This is a genomic window from Fibrella aquatilis (assembly GCF_017353255.1).
Taxonomy (GTDB): domain Bacteria; phylum Bacteroidota; class Bacteroidia; order Cytophagales; family Spirosomataceae; genus Fibrella; species Fibrella aquatilis.
Genome location: NZ_JAFMYU010000003.1, coordinates 298,938 through 320,356, shown reverse-complemented (window position 1 = coordinate 320,356; position 21,419 = coordinate 298,938). Strand labels below are relative to the sequence as shown.

20 protein-coding genes, 1 tRNA gene and 1 other RNA gene are annotated in these 21,419 nt (G+C 53.8%); 15 read left to right on the top strand and 7 right to left on the bottom strand.

Annotated elements, in window-relative coordinates:
• Positions 1-62: 62 nt before the first annotated feature.
• From J2I48_RS05720 to coaE, 3 genes are read right to left on the bottom strand one after another with little or no spacing between them, the layout of a single operon-like run.
• On the bottom strand, positions 63-809 hold the full coding sequence (locus tag J2I48_RS05720) for an SDR family NAD(P)-dependent oxidoreductase (RefSeq protein WP_207334442.1): 747 nt from the start codon (positions 807-809) through the stop codon (positions 63-65).
• Positions 810-845: 36 nt separating this feature from the next.
• Complete coding sequence (locus J2I48_RS05715; RefSeq protein ID WP_207334441.1) at positions 846-2,210, bottom strand: TrpB-like pyridoxal phosphate-dependent enzyme; 1,365 nt, start codon at positions 2,208-2,210, stop codon at positions 846-848.
• 38 nt (positions 2,211-2,248) lie between these two features.
• Positions 2,249-2,836: a dephospho-CoA kinase gene (gene coaE / locus J2I48_RS05710; RefSeq protein ID WP_207334440.1), complete on the bottom strand. Its 588-nt coding sequence runs from the start codon at positions 2,834-2,836 to the stop codon at positions 2,249-2,251.
• A gap of 238 nt (positions 2,837-3,074) precedes the next feature.
• Here coaE and J2I48_RS05705 point away from each other — a divergent pair, with 238 nt between their 5' ends.
• Positions 3,075-3,629 (top strand): RNA polymerase sigma factor, encoded by a 555-nt coding sequence (locus tag J2I48_RS05705; protein WP_207334439.1) that lies wholly within the window; start codon positions 3,075-3,077, stop codon positions 3,627-3,629.
• Between the two features lie 418 nt (positions 3,630-4,047).
• Positions 4,048-5,190: a hypothetical protein gene (locus J2I48_RS05700; RefSeq protein ID WP_310587252.1), complete on the top strand. Its 1,143-nt coding sequence runs from the start codon at positions 4,048-4,050 to the stop codon at positions 5,188-5,190.
• A gap of 9 nt (positions 5,191-5,199) precedes the next feature.
• Here J2I48_RS05700 and J2I48_RS05695 read toward each other — a convergent pair whose 3' ends face one another.
• Positions 5,200-5,847, bottom strand: a complete 648-nt coding sequence (locus J2I48_RS05695; protein WP_207334438.1) for a Pycsar system effector family protein — start codon at positions 5,845-5,847, stop codon at positions 5,200-5,202.
• Between the two features lie 114 nt (positions 5,848-5,961).
• Positions 5,962-6,993, bottom strand: a complete 1,032-nt coding sequence (cobT, locus tag J2I48_RS05690) for a nicotinate-nucleotide--dimethylbenzimidazole phosphoribosyltransferase (RefSeq protein ID WP_207334437.1) — start codon at positions 6,991-6,993, stop codon at positions 5,962-5,964.
• A gap of 93 nt (positions 6,994-7,086) precedes the next feature.
• Between cobT and J2I48_RS05685 the strand changes: the two genes are divergently transcribed.
• The 3 genes from J2I48_RS05685 to J2I48_RS05675 all read left to right on the top strand — a co-directional run bounded on the left by J2I48_RS05685 (position 7,087) and on the right by J2I48_RS05675 (position 9,649).
• A complete protein-coding gene (locus tag J2I48_RS05685) occupies positions 7,087-7,587 on the top strand; it encodes a DUF421 domain-containing protein (RefSeq protein WP_207334436.1) in 501 nt (166 codons plus the stop codon).
• A 95-nt stretch (positions 7,588-7,682) separates the two neighbouring features.
• A complete protein-coding gene (locus tag J2I48_RS05680) occupies positions 7,683-7,982 on the top strand; it encodes an autorepressor SdpR family transcription factor (RefSeq protein ID WP_207334435.1) in 300 nt (99 codons plus the stop codon).
• 59 nt (positions 7,983-8,041) lie between these two features.
• Positions 8,042-9,649: an alpha/beta fold hydrolase gene (locus J2I48_RS05675; RefSeq protein ID WP_207334434.1), complete on the top strand. Its 1,608-nt coding sequence runs from the start codon at positions 8,042-8,044 to the stop codon at positions 9,647-9,649.
• Between the two features lie 140 nt (positions 9,650-9,789).
• Here J2I48_RS05675 and J2I48_RS05670 read toward each other — a convergent pair whose 3' ends face one another.
• A complete protein-coding gene (locus J2I48_RS05670) occupies positions 9,790-10,431 on the bottom strand; it encodes a hypothetical protein (RefSeq protein WP_207334433.1) in 642 nt (213 codons plus the stop codon).
• Between the two features lie 111 nt (positions 10,432-10,542).
• Between J2I48_RS05670 and J2I48_RS05665 the strand changes: the two genes are divergently transcribed.
• From J2I48_RS05665 to J2I48_RS05620, 10 genes are all read left to right on the top strand, one after another.
• The gene (locus tag J2I48_RS05665; protein WP_207334432.1) at positions 10,543-12,975 is read left to right on the top strand and encodes a TonB-dependent receptor; all 2,433 of its coding nucleotides are present in this window, start codon (positions 10,543-10,545) and stop codon (positions 12,973-12,975) included.
• A gap of 245 nt (positions 12,976-13,220) precedes the next feature.
• Positions 13,221-13,593: a transfer-messenger RNA gene (gene ssrA / locus J2I48_RS05660) on the top strand.
• 120 nt (positions 13,594-13,713) lie between these two features.
• Positions 13,714-14,352, top strand: a complete 639-nt coding sequence (locus J2I48_RS05655) for a HEPN domain-containing protein (protein WP_207334431.1) — start codon at positions 13,714-13,716, stop codon at positions 14,350-14,352.
• The gene (locus tag J2I48_RS05650) at positions 14,349-14,669 is read left to right on the top strand and encodes a YegP family protein (protein WP_207334430.1); all 321 of its coding nucleotides are present in this window, start codon (positions 14,349-14,351) and stop codon (positions 14,667-14,669) included. Before J2I48_RS05655 ends, J2I48_RS05650 begins: the two co-directional genes overlap by 4 nt.
• Before the next feature lie 20 nt (positions 14,670-14,689).
• Positions 14,690-14,802 (top strand) — tRNA-OTHER (locus tag J2I48_RS05645).
• Positions 14,803-14,978: 176 nt separating this feature from the next.
• Positions 14,979-15,857, top strand: coding sequence for a DUF4238 domain-containing protein (locus J2I48_RS05640; RefSeq protein WP_207334429.1), 879 nt, complete (start codon positions 14,979-14,981; stop codon positions 15,855-15,857).
• Between the two features lie 495 nt (positions 15,858-16,352).
• Positions 16,353-16,859, top strand: coding sequence for a (2Fe-2S)-binding protein (locus J2I48_RS05635; protein ID WP_207334428.1), 507 nt, complete (start codon positions 16,353-16,355; stop codon positions 16,857-16,859).
• On the top strand, positions 16,856-19,045 hold the full coding sequence (locus J2I48_RS05630) for a xanthine dehydrogenase family protein molybdopterin-binding subunit (protein WP_207334427.1): 2,190 nt from the start codon (positions 16,856-16,858) through the stop codon (positions 19,043-19,045). The genes J2I48_RS05635 and J2I48_RS05630 overlap by 4 nt, the downstream gene beginning before the upstream one ends.
• A 307-nt stretch (positions 19,046-19,352) precedes the next feature.
• Entirely contained in the window at positions 19,353-20,240 is an 888-nt protein-coding gene (locus tag J2I48_RS05625) for a hypothetical protein (protein ID WP_207334426.1), read from the top strand.
• A 3-nt stretch (positions 20,241-20,243) separates the two neighbouring features.
• Positions 20,244-20,876, top strand: coding sequence for a ribonuclease H1 domain-containing protein (locus J2I48_RS05620; RefSeq protein ID WP_207334425.1), 633 nt, complete (start codon positions 20,244-20,246; stop codon positions 20,874-20,876).
• A gap of 16 nt (positions 20,877-20,892) precedes the next feature.
• Here J2I48_RS05620 and J2I48_RS05615 read toward each other — a convergent pair whose 3' ends face one another.
• Positions 20,893-21,402, bottom strand: coding sequence for a DUF4385 domain-containing protein (locus tag J2I48_RS05615; protein WP_207334424.1), 510 nt, complete (start codon positions 21,400-21,402; stop codon positions 20,893-20,895).
• Positions 21,403-21,419: the final 17 nt, after the last annotated feature.

The window sequence follows — 21,419 nt, the reverse complement described above, 5'->3', positions numbered from 1 at the left end:
AGGGTAACTACTCTGGCGGAAGCAAACTTACCACTCACCACTCATCACTTACCACTCCTTTTTCATTTCCTGTAGATCGTCGTTGCGGCGGCTTGGGCGGCGGCGAGGATCGTGATGTCGGCGATGGTGACGTGGGCAGGGGCCGTTACGGCGTAGACAATGGTATCGGCAATATCGGTGGCCTGAAGGGGGTCGAAACCGGCGTAGACCTGGGCAGCGCGTTCGGTATCGCCTTTGAAACGCACCGACGAAAAACCCGTTTCTACGGCCCCAGGGGCAATATTGGTCACTTTGATGCCGTGCTGAGTGAGGTCTAGCCGCATGCCCGTGCTGAGCGCTTCTACGGCCGCTTTGCTCGCGCAGTACACCGCCCCGTTGGCGTAGGTCTGCTTGCCCGCGATACTGCTGATGTTGACAATGTGCCCCCGCTGCCGGGCTACCATGCCGGGCACCACCGCCCGCGATACGTACAATAATCCCTGCACGTTGCCGTCGATCATAGCGTCCCAGTCGGCCACGTCGCCGTCCTGAATAGCGGAAAGGCCGTGGGCATTCCCGGCGTTGTTGACCAGGATGTCAATGGCCTGCCAGGCTTCGGGCAACGAGCCGATGGCTGCGGTAACAACCTCATAATCACGCACGTCGAACACCAGGGTAGTCACCTCGGTTTTGGCCGACAACTGCCCGGCCAGTTCATCCAGTTTATCCTGCTGGCGACCGCACAGGATGAGGCGGTACTGTAGGTTGGCAAAGGCGTAGGCAGTGGCCCAGCCAATACCCGACGAAGCGCCGGTAATAAGTGCAATCATAGTTTTGAATGTATAATGAACCGCAGCGGCGGTTCATTATACATTAATTAATGGTGTATCTAGTTCGGCCAGCGATGCCATGATTTCTTCCTGCGTTACCTCGTGGTCGACCAGCTTGCCAGAGAGGTATTGCTCATAGGCGGCCATGTCGAAGTGGCCATGGCCGCAGAGGTTAAACAGGATGGTCTTGGGCACACCTTCTTCTTTGGCCTGTTGCGCTTCACGGATCACCGTGGCAATGGCGTGGTTGGCCTCCGGGGCGGGGATAATGCCTTCCGTTTTGGCAAAGAGAATACCCGCCTCGAAACACGACAGCTGGTTGTGCGACTGCGCCTCGATCAGGCCGTCGTGTAGCAACTGGCTCACAATGGCCCCCGCGCCGTGGTAACGCAGACCACCCGCATGAATAGGTGCCGGAATGAAATTGTGGCCCAGCGTGTACATGGGTATCAGCGGCGTCATGCCAATGGTGTCGCCGAGGTCGTAGCGAAACACGCCGCGCGTGAGCTTTGGGCAGGAGGCGGGCTCGGCAGCGATGCACCGGATTTGTTTACCCTCGGCAAGGTTGTAGCGCAGGAACGGAAACGAGATACCAGCAAAGTTGGACCCGCCGCCAAAAGGTGCCACCACAATGTCGGGAAAATCGCCAGCCTGTTCCAGTTGCTTGATGGCCTCCAGTCCAATGACAGTCTGGTGCATCAGCACATGGTTGAGCACGCTGCCTAGCGCATATTTGGTGTGCTCATCCTGCACGGCCATCTCCACGGCCTCGGAAATGGCAATGCCCAGACTGCCCGGCGAGTGGGGGTCCTGCGCCAGAATCTGCTTGCCCGCATTGGTCCGATCTGATGGCGAGGGGTACACGTTGGCTCCCCAGGTGTGCATCATCATTTTGCGGTAGGGCTTGCCGTCGTAGCTGGCCCGCACCATATATACGTCGCACTCCATGCCAAAGAGGCTGCACGCAAAGCTGAGCGCACTCCCCCACTGTCCGGCACCCGTTTCGGTCGTAATGCGTTTTACGCCTTCCTGTTTGTTATAAAATGCCTGCGGAACGGCCGTATTGGGCTTGTGCGACCCGGCTGGGCTTACGCCTTCGTACTTATAATAGATTTTGGCGGGGGTGTCGAGGGCTTTTTCCAGGCCCGTGGCCCGAAACAGCGGCGTAGGGCGCCACACTTTGTAAATCTCCCGCACCTCTTCAGGAATACCCACCCAGCGGTCGGTGGTCACTTCCTGTTTAATAAGCTCCATCGGAAACAGCGGCATCAGCATCTCGGGGCCAATGGGTTGGTGGGTGCCGGGGTGGAGCGGGGGCAGCGGCTTGTTGGGCATATCGGCCACAATGTTGTACCACTGTTCTGGAATGTCAGTTTCGGCGAGGGTGAATTTCTTTTGCATTAGTTAGTTCAAGGAATGAATGAGCCCCAAAATAGGGGTTAATTCCGAAAAGCCCTATCTAATCGAAGTATCTGCGGAACAAGGAGTTGCGTCTCGTCATTGATGAGTAATTCGTCGGCCAGGGCGCGCCGAACCTCGTCGGTAATCTGGCGGCTAATGATGGCCTTGATTTCGGCATCAGTGCGTTGCGGGTCGCGCCGCCGAATGCGCTGAATACGCAGGTCGAGGGGGGCTATCACCACCACCACGGCGTCGAGGTCGTTACCATCGCCGGCCGCATTCATTAGGGCCGCTTCTTTAATCACGTAGGGCAGATGGCTGTACTGTTCGACCCAGCGGAGGGTATCAGCCTGCACACGGGGATGAATAAGGGCATTTAACTGCCTAAGCAGGGCGGGATCAGTAAATACCTGCGCCGCCACAAAAGTCCGGTTGTACTGTCCGGCCGCGTCATATGCTTGTGGCCCTAGCAATCGCAGAATGTCGGCCCGCAATATAGGATCGTGCATCGTCAGCCATTTAGCCCGCTCATCGGCCTCGTAAACTGGGACGCCCAGCGCCCTAAACACCTGGCAAACCGTGCTTTTACCAGAGCCAATACCGCCAGTAATCCCGATTTTCTTCATTTCAAGAGCCATGCGTTGGTCCATATTCAACATTGACTAGCCGCTTACTATATTTTAAGCAACTATTTCACGAATGAGGGTTATTCTTGTTACAGTTGTTACCCGTAGCAGGTCACCTGCTTAAAATTCGTTAATCTCGCGGGCCATTTTGTTTGATATGACAAGTTTGGACCTAATTTGTGCGCTTACAAAACCATCGCCTCTCCCTACCCACGAATGACCCATAAAATATGCCCCTATGACAGCCCCTCAACTAAGAGACGAAGAACTGATTCGTCTCTTTCTCAGTACTCATCAGAATGAGTATTTTGAGACGATCTACCATCGGTACGTGAATAAGGTCTACCGACGATGTTATTCACTGACAAAATGCACCGCCAAAGCCGAAGACTACACGCAGGACATCTTCTTACGGGTTCATGCTAACCTTAACGGCTTTAAAGAACGTTCATCCTTTTCAACTTGGTTGTACTCGATCTCATACAACTATTGCATGGATCAGATTCGGTTGAATCATCGGTTAAATACCGTGACGATTGACGAAGACATGGCCCATACCATAGCTGATGAAGGAGATGCTGAATTTCACGAAGAGCAACTTCAAACATTACAACTCGCCATTCAAACAATTTCGACTGATGAAGTAACTCTACTCCGACTGAAATACGAGCAAGACCTAGACATTAAGGAGATTGCCAAACAGTACAATTTGAAAGACAGTGCTGTGAAAATGAGATTGAAACGCACCCGCGATAAACTCAGAACCCAGTACACGTACCGCCTCGATTTCTAAGTGCATTTGTTTCGTTAACACCGGCTTTGATTTATGTTGTGCATGGGTTCGCCCTGCAAGCCTCCTTCATAAATCTGGCCCGCTGCTTAACAACTACTTCCTGGCTCAGCCCACGTCTATATAATCATCTGATTGATTATCAGCACGTTTACCTTCTCAGGTTGCTGCCCACCAGGCCTCCCCACGCCGGAAGCCATCCCCCTCCTTCTCCAATCGCTTGTTATTAACCAGACACTGGCATTACGCTATGGTGCCTAAACCAGACGTGTTTTGTTGCAGCTACAGGCTTATTTTTAGCCATAGAATGGTCATTGGCTGCGCGGTCATTCGCTGTAAAGACGACGAATGACTATTGAATGACTACCAAATGACCGCGCAGCCAATGACCAATGACCACTAACTCTTCAACTAATCTGCCGTGATCTACTCTGCTTTCTTCCGTTACCCGGTGGCCGTCGTCATGCTTGTTGCCATGACGCTGGGCATTACTATGGCCTTTGCCCAAACCGATACCACCACGACGAAACAAACAGGGGCCAAAAAGAAGGCTAAGGCAACGGGTGTAGCTACCGTTCGGCCCTTATTTGCGGCTGATGAGCCGCTTTCGTTTACGCTGTCGGCGCAGATGCAGCGCATTGTCCGCGACCGCACCAAACCCTCCCCCAAAGCCCCGGTTACGCGTCACCCCGCCCGACTGACTTACTCCGCTACCCCCAGCGACTCAATAGTGGCCCTGCCGCTCGATCTGGTAGTGCGAGGCAATTTCCGGCGCGACGCAGCCAACTGCGTGTTTCCACCACTGTACGTCGATTTTCCCAAAAAAGCAGTTAAAGGCACGCTGTTTGCCAAACAGAATAAGCTGAAGCTGGTAACACACTGCCGCGAAGACGAATACGTCTTGCGCGAATACCTGGTCTACAGACTCTATAACCAACTGACCGACCTGAGCTTTAAAGCCCGGCTGGCACAGGTCACCTACCTCGATTCAGCGGGAAAACGCAAACCCGAAACGCACCTGGGCATTTTGCTGGAAGATGAAGACGACGTGGCCAGCCGAAACAACGTGGCCGTTTATAAAAACCGGGTGAAGTCAGCGTTTGTAGATAGCCTCAACATGGCTACAATTTCGGTGTTTGAATACATGATTGGTAACACCGACTGGTCGGTGGTGTATCGGCACAATATCAAGATGGTGCTCGATTCTACCATGCCCCGGCCCCTGGCTGTTCCCTATGATTTCGATCATGCGGGGTTGGTAGATGCCCGCTACGCCAAACCCGCCGAGCAGTTGTCCATTGAATCGGTCCGCGAACGGCTCTACCGGGGCCCGGCTTATCCGCAGGCGATGCTCAACCGGGTTTTTGCCCGTTTTCGAGCGCTAAAGCCTACCTTCTACGCTTTCTATCAGAACGAAAAGCGCCTCAGCCCAAGCTACATACGGGACACCATCTATTACCTCGATGCTTTTTACAAGACAATTGATAACCCCGAAAAGGCCCGCGCCGCCTTCCAGAGCGACCTCGACCGGAGCATTCAGGTTCGGGGTATGAATAACAACTGATGAATTATATCAGCGGCGGGCAACGAGCATAACCAGGCTGCTGAGCACTACCACCGAAAAGCCCACCATAAAGAAGTTGTAGGCCACGGTAAGCAGGCGGTATTTCTTACTCAGCACCAGCCCCTGCGCGTAAATATTGTCGATCATGCTGTTATACAACCCCTCTTCGTTAGCAATCAACTGCTGAAGCTGCTCACGGTATTGTGCCGCCGACAACTGCGTATAGTCGCCAAAGAAGAGCAGATCAATAGGCGGGTGAATCCGGGGCATCACGTTTTTACGGAGCGAAAAACTGGGCTTGGTGGCGAAAATGGAAATGACCACCGTGATCAGGCTCACGATCAGCAATAGGATTTCGGGGATCAGCAACCCATCGGCACCGGCCACCGGACGCAGGAACGAAGAAATCGTGATCGAGATTAGCAGCGTATTGATAGTGATCATCAGGTTGGCTTTCTGGTCGGCCATCTCGCTGAGGCGCAAATGGTTGCCCAGCGTGGTCCGAAACATCGTCTCGACGCCTTTACTGGCCTTTTTTTTCTTCTTCTTTTCCTTCTTTTCTTTCTTAGTCTTTTTCTCTGCCAAAGCAGCCTCCAGCGCTTGGTCAGCAGGTAGCTGAGCGGTTGGTTCTTCGGGCAAATTTGTCTGATCGGTCATGGCAATTTGGGTGGCGGTTTCTTAGCACGAAACTAGAGGAAAAGGGTGAAAGAGTGAATGGTGAAAGAGTGAAAGAGTGTGGTCCGGTCAGTCACTCTTTCACTCTTTCACCATTCACTCTTTCACCGAAACTCCCGCGCTGGCGAAGGAGGCCATTTGGTTGAGCATGGCTACGGCCGCCTGCACCAGTGGGTAGGCCAGGGCGCAGCCAGTGCCTTCGCCAAGGCGCAAGCCCAGGCTCAGCAGGGGGCGGGCGTTCAGGTGGGCCAGCATAAGCCGGTGACCCGCCTCGTCTGACTGGTGAGTGAACACGCAATAATTCAGCACGGCGGGTTCAAGCGCGTGAGCCACCAGCAGAGCCGCCGTGGCAATAAACCCGTCAACGAGGATCACCATACCATATTCGGCGGCGCGGAGCATGCCACCGGCAATGGCCGCCAACTCAAAACCACCCATAGCCGCCAGCAGGTCCATCGGTTGGGTAAGCGATTCATACCGCCGGGCCACGTCGGTCAGGATGGCCAGCTTATGAATCAGTTGGTCGTCGGTGAGGCCTGTGCCCCGCCCAACGCACTGATCGAGAGGCAGTTGCAGCAGTCGGTGCATAAGCAATGACGCCGACGATGTGTTGCCAATGCCCATTTCGCCGAAGCCCAGTATGTTGCAGCCCCGGTGATGCAACCCGTCGACCACCAGCCGACCGGCGTCCATGGCGGCTTCGGCTTCGTCGGTGGTCATGGCGGGTTGGTGGCGCATATTTTGGGTACCGTGGGCCACTTTAAATTTCACAAAATCAGGGGTATTTTCCTCAAAAATACCCCGCACCCCCACATCACAGACCACCAGTTGCAGGCCGTTCTGGCGGCAAAAAACGTTGATAGCCGCGCCCCCTGCCCTGAAATTCTCTACCATCTGGTAGGTTACGTCGGCAGGGTAAGCGCTTACGCCCTCGGCAGTAAGGCCGTGGTCGGCGGCAAAGACCGCCACGTGCGGTTTGGTGAGTTGGGGGGTGTCGGTCTGTTGAATCAGAGCCACTTGCAGAGCCAGGGCCTCCAGGGCACCCAGCGCACCCAGCGGCTTGGTTTTTTGGTCGATTACCTGTTGAAATGCGGCCTGATGTTGTTTGTTGACGGGTAAAACGGGCATGATTGACTGCTGGCTAAGAAAGTAAAGCCGCAAAGTTGGCGAATGCGTTGTGATACTTTACATCCGGCATCCTCTACTAAACGCACTCTACCAATGGAAAAACTATTCGACGTTGACTGGCGGACCATGTTTATCCCCAGCAGTTCTATCCTGGAAATCATCATCCGGGGTTCGCTTACTTACTGGTTTGTGTTTCTCTTTCTCCGCTTTTTCAGACGCAGCAGTGGTCAGCTCAACGTGACCGATATTCTGCTGATTACGCTGATTTCCGATGCCTCGCAGAATGCCATGGCGGGGTCGTACGAATCTGTTACAGAAGGTGTTGCGTTGGTGGGCACTCTGGTAGCCTGGGATTACAGCATCAATTGGCTGGGCTACCGTTCCGTATTTTTCGACCGCCTCGGCAACCCAGACCCCGTATTGCTAATCAAGGACGGGGTGCTGCAACGGCAAAATTTAAAGAAGCAGCTCATCACCGAAGACGAGTTTATGGGATTACTGCGGCAACAAAGCGTTGAATCGGTCGAAGACGTGAAACGGTGTTTTCTAGAAGGGAGTGGCAACCTTAGCGTGATCCTGAAAGAACAGAAATAGACTATCCGACAGGCCTGACGACCGTCCATATAATAAATGAACTAACCAAAGCTGTTATTTAGACATTTGTCTAATTATCTAATGCTTCTCCCGCCATGAACATGCTTTTCAAAGCCCTGAACGACCCCACCCGCCGACAGATGCTGGACCTGCTTCGGGCCGGTGACCTGACCGCCGGTGAGATTGCCGATCAGTTTGCCATGACCAAACCCAGCATCTCGCACCACCTCGATCTGCTCCGGCAGGCGGGCCTGGTTGATTCAGTAAAGGAAGGGCAGTTTATTCGCTACACGTTGAACACCACCGTGTTGGACGAGATGTTATCGTGGCTTATGAGTTTCAAGGGATCAGCCGTTCACAACAGTTCGCCACCCGTCGACCCGCCCCAGCCTTAATGCAACGGTCGTTTCGTTTGCTGCTATTCATCCCTTTCATCCTTCTCGTCACTAGTATCATGTCAACCTCTCTGCGTTCGCGTGAAGCCCTGTTAATGGGCTTGTCTTTGGTCCCCTTAGTGTACCTTGCCCTGGTCTGGAATACCCTCCCCCAGCAGGTACCTACCCATTTCGACACCAGTGGCCAGCCAGACGGTTATTCCTCCAAAACTGGTTTTTTGATCCTCATCGCGGCTCTCTCGCTACTGACCTATGCCCTGCTTCGACTGTTGCCGCGTATTGACCCTATTAAGAAACTAGGCGGTGCCGGTTACGAACGTATCCGACTGACAATCAGCATTTTTCTGTCAGCGCTTGGCCTGATATTGGTGTATTTGGCGCATACCAAATTGACCGGCAGCAGCCTGAATACACTCCTACTGGCCACAGTTTCGTTGCTGTTGGCGGCATTGGGTAATGTGATGGTCACGGTGCCGCAAAACTACTTTGTAGGCATAAAAACGCCCTGGGCATTGGCCAGCGAAGCCAACTGGCGCAAGACGCACCGCCTGGGCGGGCGGCTCTGGCTGGCGGGTGGGCTACTGGCTTTTGTGGCCATGCTCATCCTGCCCGACGCCTGGAAATTTCCGGTATTCATGACCATCGTAGCCATCCTGGTGGTGGTGCCGTTCGGGTATTCCTATTCCCTGTTTCGCAAGGGGTTAGCGGTCCTGTTGGTGGTGCTGCTGGCGGCCACACATGCCCCGGCGCAAACGCCTGCCGAAGAGACCCTCCGCTATGCCATTACCAGCCCGGCCAGCGCCACCCTCACGCTGGAAGGCACCCTGACCATGCCCCAAAACGCCAAAAAGAAGGTGCCGGTGGTGCTGCTCATTGCCGGCTCCGGCCCCACCGACCGCAACAGCAACAGCGCCATACCCGGCTATGATTCGATCAACACGTTCCGGCAACTGGCCGACAAACTAGCGGCACAGGGGGTGGCCGTGTTTCGGTACGACAAGCGGGGGACGGGCACCAACCGGGCTGCGTTTATCAACCAGTTTAAACAGCTCGAAGCATCTACGTTCGACGATGCCGTGGCCGATGCCGCCGGATTTATCCGTCAGCTTCAGACCGACAAACGGTTTTCGCGGGTGGTGGTGGCCGGGCATAGCGAAGGCTCGCTGGTGGGGATGCTGGCGGCCAGACAAACCAAGGCCAATGCGTTTATTTCCATTGCCGGGGCGGGGCAAAACATCGCCGAAGTAATTAAAACGCAGTTCCGCGCGTCGGGGGCGGCACCCATGTTGGTCGATAAGTCGGTGGCCGGTATCGACTCGTTGAAGGCGGGGTATACGGTCAGGATCTTACCCCTGATGCCCGTGCCGCCGTCGCAGCAGAAATACATCATCAACTGGATGCACTACGACCCCGCCGTTGAGCTACAAACCTTCACAGGGCCGGTACTGATCATTCAGGGAAAACGCGACATACAGGTGGCCGTATCGGAAGCCGAACTGCTCAAAAAAGCCCGCCCCGACGCTCAGCTAACCTTTTTCGACACCATGAGCCACATCCTGAAAGAAGCCCCCGCCGACCGCATGGCCAATCTGGCCACCTACAAAAACGCCAAACTCACCATCATCCCCGGCGTGGTCGATGTGATGGCGGCGTTTGTAAAAAAATAGTTTTCAGTTATGGGTTAGCCAGCGCCTTGTCCTGTAGGGACGTAACAGCGCAGCGTCGGTAGCCTGTTACGTCCCTACGGGACAAGGCGCTGGCTAACCCATAACTGAAGATTCTAAACAGCAAACTCTAAACTCTCTTCCTAGTTTGCCGAATAGTGCTGCAAATAGGACACCAGCCGGTCGAAGTTCATGGCTTCGTAGGCGTTGTTCGACTGGCGGGTGAGCTGATGGCGGTAAAGGTCGATCAGGCCCAGAAAGTGCGGATTGTGGGTCAGGCTCGCCACGGTCAGACCCTTGTAGCAGCGAAACGTCTGGTTGTAGACAAAGGCACAGGGCTTGGCGGGTTCGCTGTTGAAAATCACGTCGAGACGTTTCAGCGATATACTGTTGGCGAGGGTATCGAAGCCGGTTTCCACGAAAAACGCCATGATCGTGTCGCAAACGTGCTCCAGTTCACTATCGGTATGGATGCTGAAACGAGGTGTGGCGGCCTGCTGGTATTTATTGACCGACATCAGCAGCGTGTTGGCATCGGGCCGGAAATCGGTGAGGGTAGGCAGAAATTGTTGGGCAATCTGTTCGACCTGATCATTGCGGCATCCGAAATTCACATCGAGCAGCGTTGTGTTGCCATAGTAGGACGGCGACAGAATGACGTTATGGAAACCCGTCTCGGTATTTTTTCGGAATTGCTTCTTTTCGGGTAGCAGGGCGAAACCATTTTCGTTGAAAAACCGGGCTAACTGCCGGTACAGGCTGGTTTCAAACGGCGTCAGCGTCATGGCCTTATGGATAAACAAGTGGAAACCTATGCGCAAAAAATAGTTACCCCTATAGACATGGGTAACAACCGTTGTTTAGTAAGGTTTAAGCAAGTTCGTAAACTGGCCCGAATGATTCACCGTCTGCCGTTTGTTTTCGCCTGTTTTTATTTATTGGCAGGTCATTATCAGCTTGTTGCACAACCAAAACCCCTTGGCCAGGTGGTGCGCGGGCGGGTGTATGACGCCAGCACCGACAGGCCATTGGGAGGTGCCAGCGTAGCCCTCGGCGCACCGTCGTTGCTGGTGGCCTACACCGACTCGAGCGGCGTTTTTCGTTTGCCCGACGTGCCCGTTGGTCGCTATACGCTTACGGTTCGCTACCTGGGCTACGACCCGCAAACCACCGCCGAAGTGCTGGTGGAATCGGGGCGGGAGCAGGTGCTGGACGTGGGCCTGCGGGCGGGCGCACGCACCCTGCCTGAAACCGTGGTGAAAGGCCAGCGCCCCGACGCCAACCTCACCAGCGCCCAGACCATTACGCCCGAACAGATCCTGCGCTACCCCGCCACCTACCTCGACCCAGCCCGACTCGCTACGGCCTACGCGGGCGTGGTGAACACCAACGACCAGGCCAACAACATTGCCATTCGGGGCAACACGCCCAACGCGCTGATCTGGCGGCTGGAGGGCGTGGAGATCGTGAACCCCAACCACCTGGGCAACGCTGGCACCCTCGGCGACCGGCCTACGGCGTCGGGTGGTGGGGTGAACATCCTGAGCGCGCAGCTGCTGGGCACCACGCGGTTTCTGACGGGTGCGTTTGGCCCTGCCTACGGCAACACGGTGGGGGGCGTGATGGACATGAACCTGCGGAGCGGCAACGACGAGCGCCACGAGCGCATTGTGCAGGCGGGCCTCATTGGCCTCGACATCGCCGCCGAAGGCCCCATGGGCGTACCCGGCAGCGGGCGGTCGTACCTGGTCAACTACCGGTATTCGTTTACGGGCCTGCTGGGGCTACTGGGCGTCACGTTTGGCGGCGAGGCCATCCGGTTTCAGGATTTGTCGGTCAGCCTGACCCTACCCACGCACGGACGGGGCCTGCTAAAGATTTTTGGCGTAACCGGCAACAGCGGCAACGTGTTCACGGCCCTGCCCAAGAGCGATCAGGTGTCGGCTAAAGACTTGTATAACATTCGGTTCCGGTCGCAGATGGGCGCGGGCGGGCTTACCTATGTGCGGCCATTGGGCGCGCGCGTTACGTGGCGGTCGGCGCTGGTGGTGTCGGGCAATCAAAGCAGCCGCTACCAGGAATTTGCCCAGTTGCCGGTTGGTTTTCCGCCCAATGGCATTGCCACCCAGGTTGACCAGAGCACCAACGTCCGGGCCACGCTGACGAGTTCGCTGGGGGTGCGCCTGTCGGGCAAAACGACCCTTCAGGCGGGGGCCTACCTAACGCGGGTGCAGCAGAACCTGACCGCCCAGCGACTCCCCGCCGACACCGGGGCCATCTTGCCCCCCGACGTGGTAGACGGCACGGTGACGGGCTGGCTGGTGGAGCCGTATGCAAACCTCCAGTGGCAACCCAGCCCCGCCTGGTTTATTCAGGCTGGGCTGCACTACACGACATTTAGCTATAATGCTCGTAGTCAGCTACTTGAACCTCGCCTCTCGGCCCGGTATGACGTGCGGCCGGGGCGGACAATTTCACTGGCCTACGGGCTGCACTCTCAGCTTCAGCAGCCGGGTGTGTATCTGGCCCAGTTGCCGCCCACGTCGGCATCGATCATTGACAACACGGGCCTAGGCCTGACCAAAGCGCATCACCTGGTGCTGGGCTACACGCATCAGCTTACCCCGTCGGCCTACCTGAAAGCCGAGGCCTACTACCAATACCTGTTCGACGTGCCGGTGGCGTTGGTGAACAACAGCGTTACGGGGGCTTTTTCGGCCCTGAACCTGTCTGAAACCACCGAGTTTGTGGAACGGCCCTTGCGGCTGGTCAACGGCGGCAGTGGCCGGAACATGGGGCTGGAGATCACCTTCCAGCAGTACCTCACCAAACAGCTTTACTGGCTCCTGACGGGGTCGCTCTATAACGCCGAGTACCGCACCCTAGACGGCACCTGGCGCGAGTCGCGCTTCAACGGGCGCTACGCCACCAACGCCACCGTGGGCCGCGAATGGACCACCGCCGCCACGCCCGCCACCACGGGCAAGGCCCGAAAACGAATACAGACCTGGGGCCTCAACGCCCGTCTCACCTACGCCGGGGGTTTCCTCGACCGCACCATCGACGTGACGGCCTCGCAGGGACAAACCTCAACCTATTACGTGGGCTACGCCTATACCAACCGCCTGGCCGCCTACGCCCGCGCCGACCTGCGTATCTACTGGCGCAAGAGCAACCCCCACTATAGCCGGATGCTGGCCCTCGACCTGCAAAACGTGACCGACACCCATAATCAGGCCTACAGCTACTATGACGCCTTCCAGCGCAAAATAGTCCCCCAATACCAGCTGGGCATCATTCCGGTGTTGAGCTACCGCTGGGAGTTTTAAGTTTAAAGTTCAAGGTCTAAGGTCTAAAGTTGGCTGGCGCTGGTGGCGTATTGCTGACGCCTGGCCCCTCGACTGCGCTCGGGGTGACAGGTGAGTAGAGCAATCTCAAAGAGTTGATTCAAGCTGATTGTCACCCCGAGCGCAGTCGAGGGGCCGTGCGTCAGCAATACGCCAGCGCGAAGCAACTTTAGACTTTAGACCTTGAACTTTGAACCCTACATCCAGGTTATTTAAGCACATTACCCGGGGGCGACTGGAATTGACAGCTTGCCGAAGGCGCGTGTAAGCATGCCGGGAGTTGACGGTATTTCCCGCCCAAACAAATCGTCAAAACAATAACTGGCGAATATAACTACGCCATGGCTGCCTAACCCGGAGGGTTAAGCAAATGCCATCGTCTCCCCACTCTCTGCGCCGCTGAGTGGATCAGGAGGCGTCGACCCGCTGCGCTGGCTTCGATAATCATTGTAACAAGAGGCGAGACAAAACAATGTACGGTGTCGGATAGGCCAGTGGTGAGCCAGTCTTCCACCCGACAATCCAAATCACCACTAAGCATGTAGAAAGCGCGACGTTTTCCTTGACTGGACCAGGGTTCAAATCCCTGCGTCTCCACCCAAAATGGCAAAAGCCCCCACTCGGATGAGTGGGGGCTTTTGCGTTTCGCCTCAATTTTCTTATAATTACCTGCTAACCAGCTTTTTCTGCATGGCCTTTACCAGCACGCCCGATTGAACAATGCTTGACGACATCGTCTACTATTTCGACAAAAATTTTTTGAGGTTGAGAAATTTGATGGCTCTGTACAGTACGCTGACAACTGGCCGGGGCAGAAAAAGTAGCTACCACCTCGATCTGTTAAGATCAACTACTGTTTTGGCCCATTCTACGCTTGAAGATTACCTCAGAAGCGTATTGATGTGGAAATTACCATCTATGGCAGACAGCACTAAATTGAATCAGGTGCCGTTGGTCGGTATGTCGTTAACAGGAAACAGAGAGACTAAATTTAAACTCGGTGATCTGGTTGCGTATAGAGGAAAAACAGTCGACGAGGTCATTGAGGCGTCAATAGTCGAATACCTGGGCATGATGAGTTTCAACAATACGACTGATATCGTCTCGGCCATGAGGAGTATTGGCGTAGAGGTAACGGAACCGATGAGAGACTGTTTCCCACTTTTAGACGAAATGATAAAGCGCCGACACAATATTGTGCATCGTGCTGACAGGGATGGCAGCAGACGCATAGGTAGCGGCAATCATGCGTATAAATCAATCAGCTTAATCAAGGTAAAAAGCTGGATCAATGAGATCGATAAATTTGTTAATGAGGTAAATGGTCATCTTCGTCAAACATCAACGCAAACACGATGAATCGGTTTAGACTAATCAAAGCTGGGGGAGGTTACTCATTCAGCCTTCTGGCACACAATGGAGAAGTGATTTTGACAAGTAAGCTTTACGAAACGAAACAGGACTGCGATCAGGCCCTGGACTCTCTCCTTCATCTTCCTACAGATACATTCCTGTATGACAAAAAAACGGATGCTGAAGAATTTCACTATTTTGTGCTAAAAGACAGGAGTGGAAGCATTCTGGCAACTAGCGACAAGTATGCCAGTATTTCTGGGCTTGAGAATGGCATCTATTCTGTGAAGCAGGCAATCGCAGATGCCTTTGTCTATTCATAATCTGAGCAGTATACGGTGTCGGATAGGCCAGTGGTGAGCCAGTCTTCCACCCGACAATCCAAATCACCACTAAGCATGTAGAAAGCGCGACGTTTTCCTTGACTGGACCAGGGTTCAAATCCCTGCGTCTCCAGCGTGCAAACGCCTGATAATCAAGTATTGTCAGGCGTTTTTGTTGGCATTTCCGAAAAAATGGCAGACAAATGGCGGCAGAAACTGTATGTGTCAATCAAACGCTGATTCAAGAAACGGGCTTCAGCATGAAACAAAAACTGTTGAATTAGCTAAATTTATAACTAAACAATAACAATGGAATACAAGAAAAACCATACAATACCTAAAGCCGTTCTAAAGCACTGGGTCATAACAAAGGATGAGCGTGAAGGAGTATTTGTTTATGACATAATCAAAGGCAAGCAATATTTCTCATCTTCTAAGGGTAAAAGTGCCTTTTCATTTGCAATTTCATCTGATCTATATGTACCAACAATAGATGGTATACGAAACGTAGATATGGAATTATGGAAAAGTGGTCTTGAGGATACAATCGCCCCATTTATAGATAAACTTATAAGCAAGAATATAAATAATATTGCCAAAGATCGAACTCATCTAGCAAAGATTTTAACGGCCATTTTTGTTTTGGATTATTCATCAAAACACAGATTTGATATCTATCTTAGGTTCATAAAAGAAAACCCAGAACTTAAAGAAAACATCAGCGGCAAGCCTGAAAGAGACGATAAGGTACTTGCGCTTGAAAATATTATCAATACGATCTCAGAGGAAGTTAACAGTTATGTGGGAATAGAGTTCACCGTCATGACATCGGATGATGATCACCACTTCATCTATTGCGATCACCCATTAATACACAGACTATTTGACGATGACGACGTTTCGTTCATCGTACTGACCAACAAGATTGTACTAGCATTTAAAAATGCAGCTAACTCAACGATACTCCACATGGGTATAAAGCCCGAATTCGTAGATGCTATAAACAAAGTAATGGCACTTTACTCTCGACGCTGGATTGTTGCATCTAAAGAGAGTGATCTGGAGAAATATAAGGATGTAATTGAGTCTACAGAGTGGGCTGATCTGAGAGCTAAAGATGAGGCAGAGTATGCTCTCGTAAAGTATTTACCTTGGGGAAGTTATTTCAGCAACGGTACTAAGCCATAATTGAACTTATAAGCGATATGGAAACTGGCCTAGCTTTTTTAGATAAGTTTTTGTTAGCTGAGTAGTCAGTTTGAGCATGTAGCAGGGAGTCCTTTACTGACCCATTTGGTTACGTGTGAAATTGTTTCCAAATCGTCATAAACTCATCCCCACTAGCATGTTTAAGGCGGTGGAAATGTGCGTCAAAATCAAACGTATGTTCCACATCTGGCTGTGGGCGCTTCATTTAGAAAAGCCAAATTAGCCTATATTTTGTGCCAATGAAACGTGAGTTATGGATCATAAATGAGCGTATTGCTGACGCATGGCCCTTCGACAAGCTCAGGGTGACAGTCCAATAAAAAAAATCTCTTGAATTGCTTCAAGGTCGTTGTCACCCTGAGCCTGTCCGAGACGCGTAGTCGAAGGGCACGATGCGCGAAGCTATGCCTGCGTCAGTCCTGCCTACTGCTACTACTTTTCCTTACCTTCGCATATACTCTATAAACCTCTCCAATGGCTACGATCAAACTCACGATCAATAACCAGCCGCACGCCCTCGACGTGGAGCCTGATATGCCCCTGCTGTGGGCTATCCGCGACGTGGTGGGCCTTACCGGCACCAAATTCGGCTGTGGCATTGCCCAGTGTGGCGCGTGTACCGTCCACCTCGACGGATCGCCGGTGAGGTCGTGCAGTGTACCAGTGTCGGCGGTGAGCGGGCAGAAGATTACCACCATCGAAGGCCTTTCCAAAAACGCCGATCACCCCGTGCAGAAGGCGTGGATTCAGCATCAGGTGCCACAGTGCGGCTATTGCCAGTCGGGCCAGATCATGAGCGCGGTGGCGTTGCTCAAGACCAACCCCAAGCCAACCGATACCGATATTGACAATGCCATGCAGGGGAATATCTGCCGCTGTGGCACGTACACGCGCATTCGGGAAGCCATCCACACGGCTTCGGCAGAGATCAGCACGACGAATAAATTACCCAGAAACGGTGCTAAAGTGGGCAAGCGATGAACACGAACGATACCCTGTCGGCCAACCGCCGCGATTTTTTGAAGATGCTGGGCCTCACGGGCGCGGCGCTCGTCGTGGGCGTGTCGTCGGGCAGTGCCGAGGTAATGGGCGGGCCGGTGAGCCGTCTGCTCAACATCAACGCGGCCCCCACCGGCACGGCATTAACGCCCTACATCATCATCGACAAAACGGGCAAAGTGACGCTCATGAACTCTCAGCCCGATATGGGGCAGGGCACCCACCAGTCTATCCCCGCGCTCATGGCCGAGGAACTGGGGCTGTCGCTCGACAAGGTGACGATTTTGCAAACCGGGGGCGAAAAAGCCTTCGGGGGCCAGGTGTCGGGGGGTAGTGCGTCGGTGCGGGGCAACTACATGACCCTGCGCCAGGTGGGGGCGTCGGCGCGGGAGCTGCTCGTGACCGCCGCCAGCCAGCAGTGGAACGTGCCCGCCGACGAATGCACCGTGGCCGATGCCCGCGTACACCACAAAGCCTCGAACCGTAGCGTTGGCTTTGGTGAGCTAGTGGAGACAGCATCGAAACTACCCACGCCAAAAAGCCCGAAACTCAAAGATGCCAAAGACTTCACGATCCTGGGTAAGGCCACGATGCGGCCCGAAGTACCCGCCAAATCGTCGGGCAGGGCCGTGTTTGGTATCGACGTGAAGGTGCCGGGTATGCTGTATGCATCAGTGGAACGCAGCCCCGTTACTGGCAGCAAGGTGGTTCGTTTCGACGATACCAAAACCAAGCAGGTGAAGGGCGTTAAGCACGTCCTGAAAGCCAATCGTGTGCTTGAGAAGAACCGGTACGAGGGCGTAGCCGTGGTGGCCGATACCTATTGGGCCGCCCTAAAAGGTCGCCGGGCGCTGGCCGTGACCTGGGATCATCAGGGGTTGGACCAGTTCAACACCCCGGCCTACGAACAGCAGTTGCACGAGCTGGCCAGGCAGGACGGCGTAGTAGACCATGCCGCCGGTGATTTCACCAAAGCCCTGGCCGACGCCCCCACGAAGCTGGACGCGTTCTACGAAACGCCCATCGTGAGCCACTCGCCCATGGAACCCATGAACTGCGTGGTGCACTGGGCCTCACCCACGTCGGTCGAAATCTGGGCGTCGTCGCAGGGGGCCACCATCATCAAAGAAAACATGGTGCAGGAGTTCAAGCTCAAGGCCGACGACGTGAAAGTCAACATCACCTTCAACGGCGGTGGCTTTGGTCGGCGGTTGTTTCAGGACTTTGTGCTCGAAGCCGCCCATATCGCCAAGGAGGTGGGCAAGCCCGTGAAAGTGATCTGGACCCGCGAGGACGACACACAGCTTGGCCCCTTCCGGCCCATGACGTTCTCGGCCTTCCGCGCCGGCCTCGGTGCTGATGGTATGCCGCTGGCGTTTCAGCACAAGGTTATTTCGCCCTCTATTGAGGCCACGCTGGGCACCCCGCTCAAAGCCGGAACGGTAGACAAAACCATGACCGAGGGCATCAGCGAACAGAAATACGAGATTCCGAACGTAGACAATCGCTTCGTCTTTGCCGAACTGCCCGTACCCACCGGCTACTGGCGGGCCGTGACGAGCACCACGCTGGCGTTTGCCCACGAGTGCTTCATCGACGAAATGGCCCACAAAGCCGGAAAAGACCCACTCGACTACCGCCTGGCCATGATGACCAAGGCATCAGATACCAAACGGGTGCTGACCAAGCTCCGCGAGGTCTCGAACTGGGACAAACCCCTGCGGGCGGGCTGGGGCCGCGGCGTGGCGCAGTGGGAGTTTTTCGCTGGCCTGGCCGGGCACGTGGTAGAAGTATCGACCCGAAAAGATGGCTCGGTGAAGGTAGAGAAGGTGATTTGCGTCATCGATCTGGGCACGATGGTGAACCCCGACATGGTGCGGGCACAAACCGAAGGTGCCATTGCTATGGCCCTCACTGCGGCCACCAAGCCGGGCATTACGTTCCAACACGGTGCCGCCCAGCAAACCAACTTCGACACCAACCTCATGTTGCGCATTAACGAGATGCCCGTGGTGGAGGTACACATCCTGACCGAAGGCGGCCCCGTTATCAAAGGTGTGGGCGAACCTGGTCTGCCCCCCGTAGCCCCCGCCCTCGCCAACGCCATCTTCATGGCCACCGGCAAACGGCAACGGCGGCTGCCGATGGATTTGGAAAAGCTGGTGTAACGATTGTTGGTTGCTGGCGCTTATCTAAACAAGCAACGGTACCAGGTCAAGGGAAATACCGGATCAACTTTTGTTAGCAAACGCTTGTTGTTACCAAGAGAATGAATCAATTTCGAGCATAATTACCAATCAGCATGATACCGCCAATCAGTGAATTAGCTCAGAAGTTATTAACAGACAAAGCTGCTACTCGTCAACTGAAAGACGTTTTGTCTGGCAAAGCCCAGAGCAACAGAATCACTTATTATGACAAAGACAAAAGCAAAAGTGTCGTTGTCGAAGTGACCTCCCGTTAACTGGTTTCCGAATGAATATAGCTTTCGGGGCCGTCGTTATTGTGGCGTTACTTTACCCAGGTGTTTTGTTTCGGGTTTTGTATGTTCGAGGTTTCGATGTAAAAGGAATCTTTGGTGCTTCAGCAACGGTGCCATTAGGCAAAGGTCAGATTCAGTTTAACAGAAACGTAAGTAAAAGTAAATTTCGCATTTTCGGGCAGGCAATATGGGAGCAGGTTATCGCTTCTTTATTGCCTGCTTTTTTTGTGCATTTGTTAACCATTCAGCTGGTGTCGGGCTTTGGTCATTGGCGAGTAAGCGTACCCGACTATGGACTGGTCTACAGGATTTTAGTTGCAGACAGGCTCGATGCTGCTGCTATTGAGCAGGTTACGGATAGCTTACCCCGTTTTATAGGCTATTTTTTGGCCCTTTTGGTGGTAGCAAGTAGTATAGGGGCAGTCTGCCGTACAGTAGTCAAACGGTATTACATCGACCTGTTTATCAAACTATTACGCTTCAGTAGCGATTGGGATTATTTGCTCTCAGGCCGAATTTTGGGTAAAGCGGAAAAAACGCTTGACGTTATTTGGATTCACGTGTTGAGTGAAACAAAAGAGCAATCGATCATCTACGATGGTTTTCTTTGGGATTATGAGTTATCAGACAATAATGGCTTGGACAGAATTATTTTATTTAACGTGTCTAAACGATTTATTCATAAAGAGATAAGTGGATTTAAATACCAGCAATCGGCGAATTTCGACAGTCCGTTGGGCGAAAAATTCAGCAATAAAGAAGCGTTTAGTTACGACGAGTCTGAGGAAATAAATGAGCAATTAGTTGTATTTCCTTATGGTCAGCTCAAAAATCTAACGATTACTTATGTCGATTTAGCCGAAGTGATTCCGGCATCATAAATTATGGCGAAGAAGCAGAAATATTACGTGGTCTGGAGTGGGCGGCAAACGGGGGTGTTCGATAGCTGGGATACGTGCAAGAAGCAGGTTGAAGGCTTCGACAAGGCCGTTTTTAAATCGTTCGACAGTAAGGTAGAGGCCTTGAAAGCCTACAGCGACAAGCCATCGCGGTACATGGGTAGCAAGGGCAAAGCCGCCCCACAACTGAAACTCACCGACCTGCACCGCCCCCCCATTGAAGACAGCGTGGTGGTCGATGCCGCCTGGAACACCGCCACCGGCGACATGGAATATCAGGGTATTTACCTCCCTACGAAACAAAAACTCTTCCACCGCGGCCCCTACCCCGACGGCACCAACAACATCGGCGAGTTTCTGGCGGTGGTCCACGCCCTTGCCATGCTCCATCAGCGCGACTCGAACCTGCCTGTCTACTCCGATTCGCGCACGGCCATTAGCTGGGTGAAAAAGAAAAAGGCCAACACTAAGCTGGACCCCACCCCCCGCAACGCCGAGCTGTTCGAGCTGATCCAACGGGCCGAAACCTGGCTCAACACCCACCGGTTTGCCAATGCGATTCTGAAATGGGAAACCACCCAGTGGGGCGAAAACCCCGCCGACTTTGGCCGGAAATAGCCCTCGGCCTATTACCTCACCCCCACTTCTCCTGCCACTCTTTTCTTTGTTTCTTATACTCCGGGTCTTCGCGGGCCTGGAGGTATTTGGCGTAGAAAATCCGGGCCGATTCGGCTTTGACGGGGTCTTCCGTGCGCGGTAGCTGCTCGCGGCCGTGCGCACCAGACTGCCCTTTTTTATCATCAGGAACGGGGCCATCGTATTTCTGGCCAGAGGCGTGGTTGGCGTACCGCCTCGCCCGTGTATAGCCCATTTGCAAAAATTTTCTGGCCATGTCCATGCCAATGAAGTCGTTGGCGGCTTTGTAATCGAGAAACATCGCGTAGATTTTCTCCGACGATTCGCGGGCGATATCCGGCGTTTTAAAGCGCCAGTGGGGCAGGATTTCGTCTCTGTACGGCCTCACCAACAAGACCCCCATCTCGCCCTTACCTACGCGATAAAGCTCCGGCTGTTCGCGCAGGTTCAGGTTGCGGTAGTCCAGGTCATAATTGAAGGCTCGGCTGGCTTTTTCGGGAGTTGACATAACGTTGGTAATTTGAC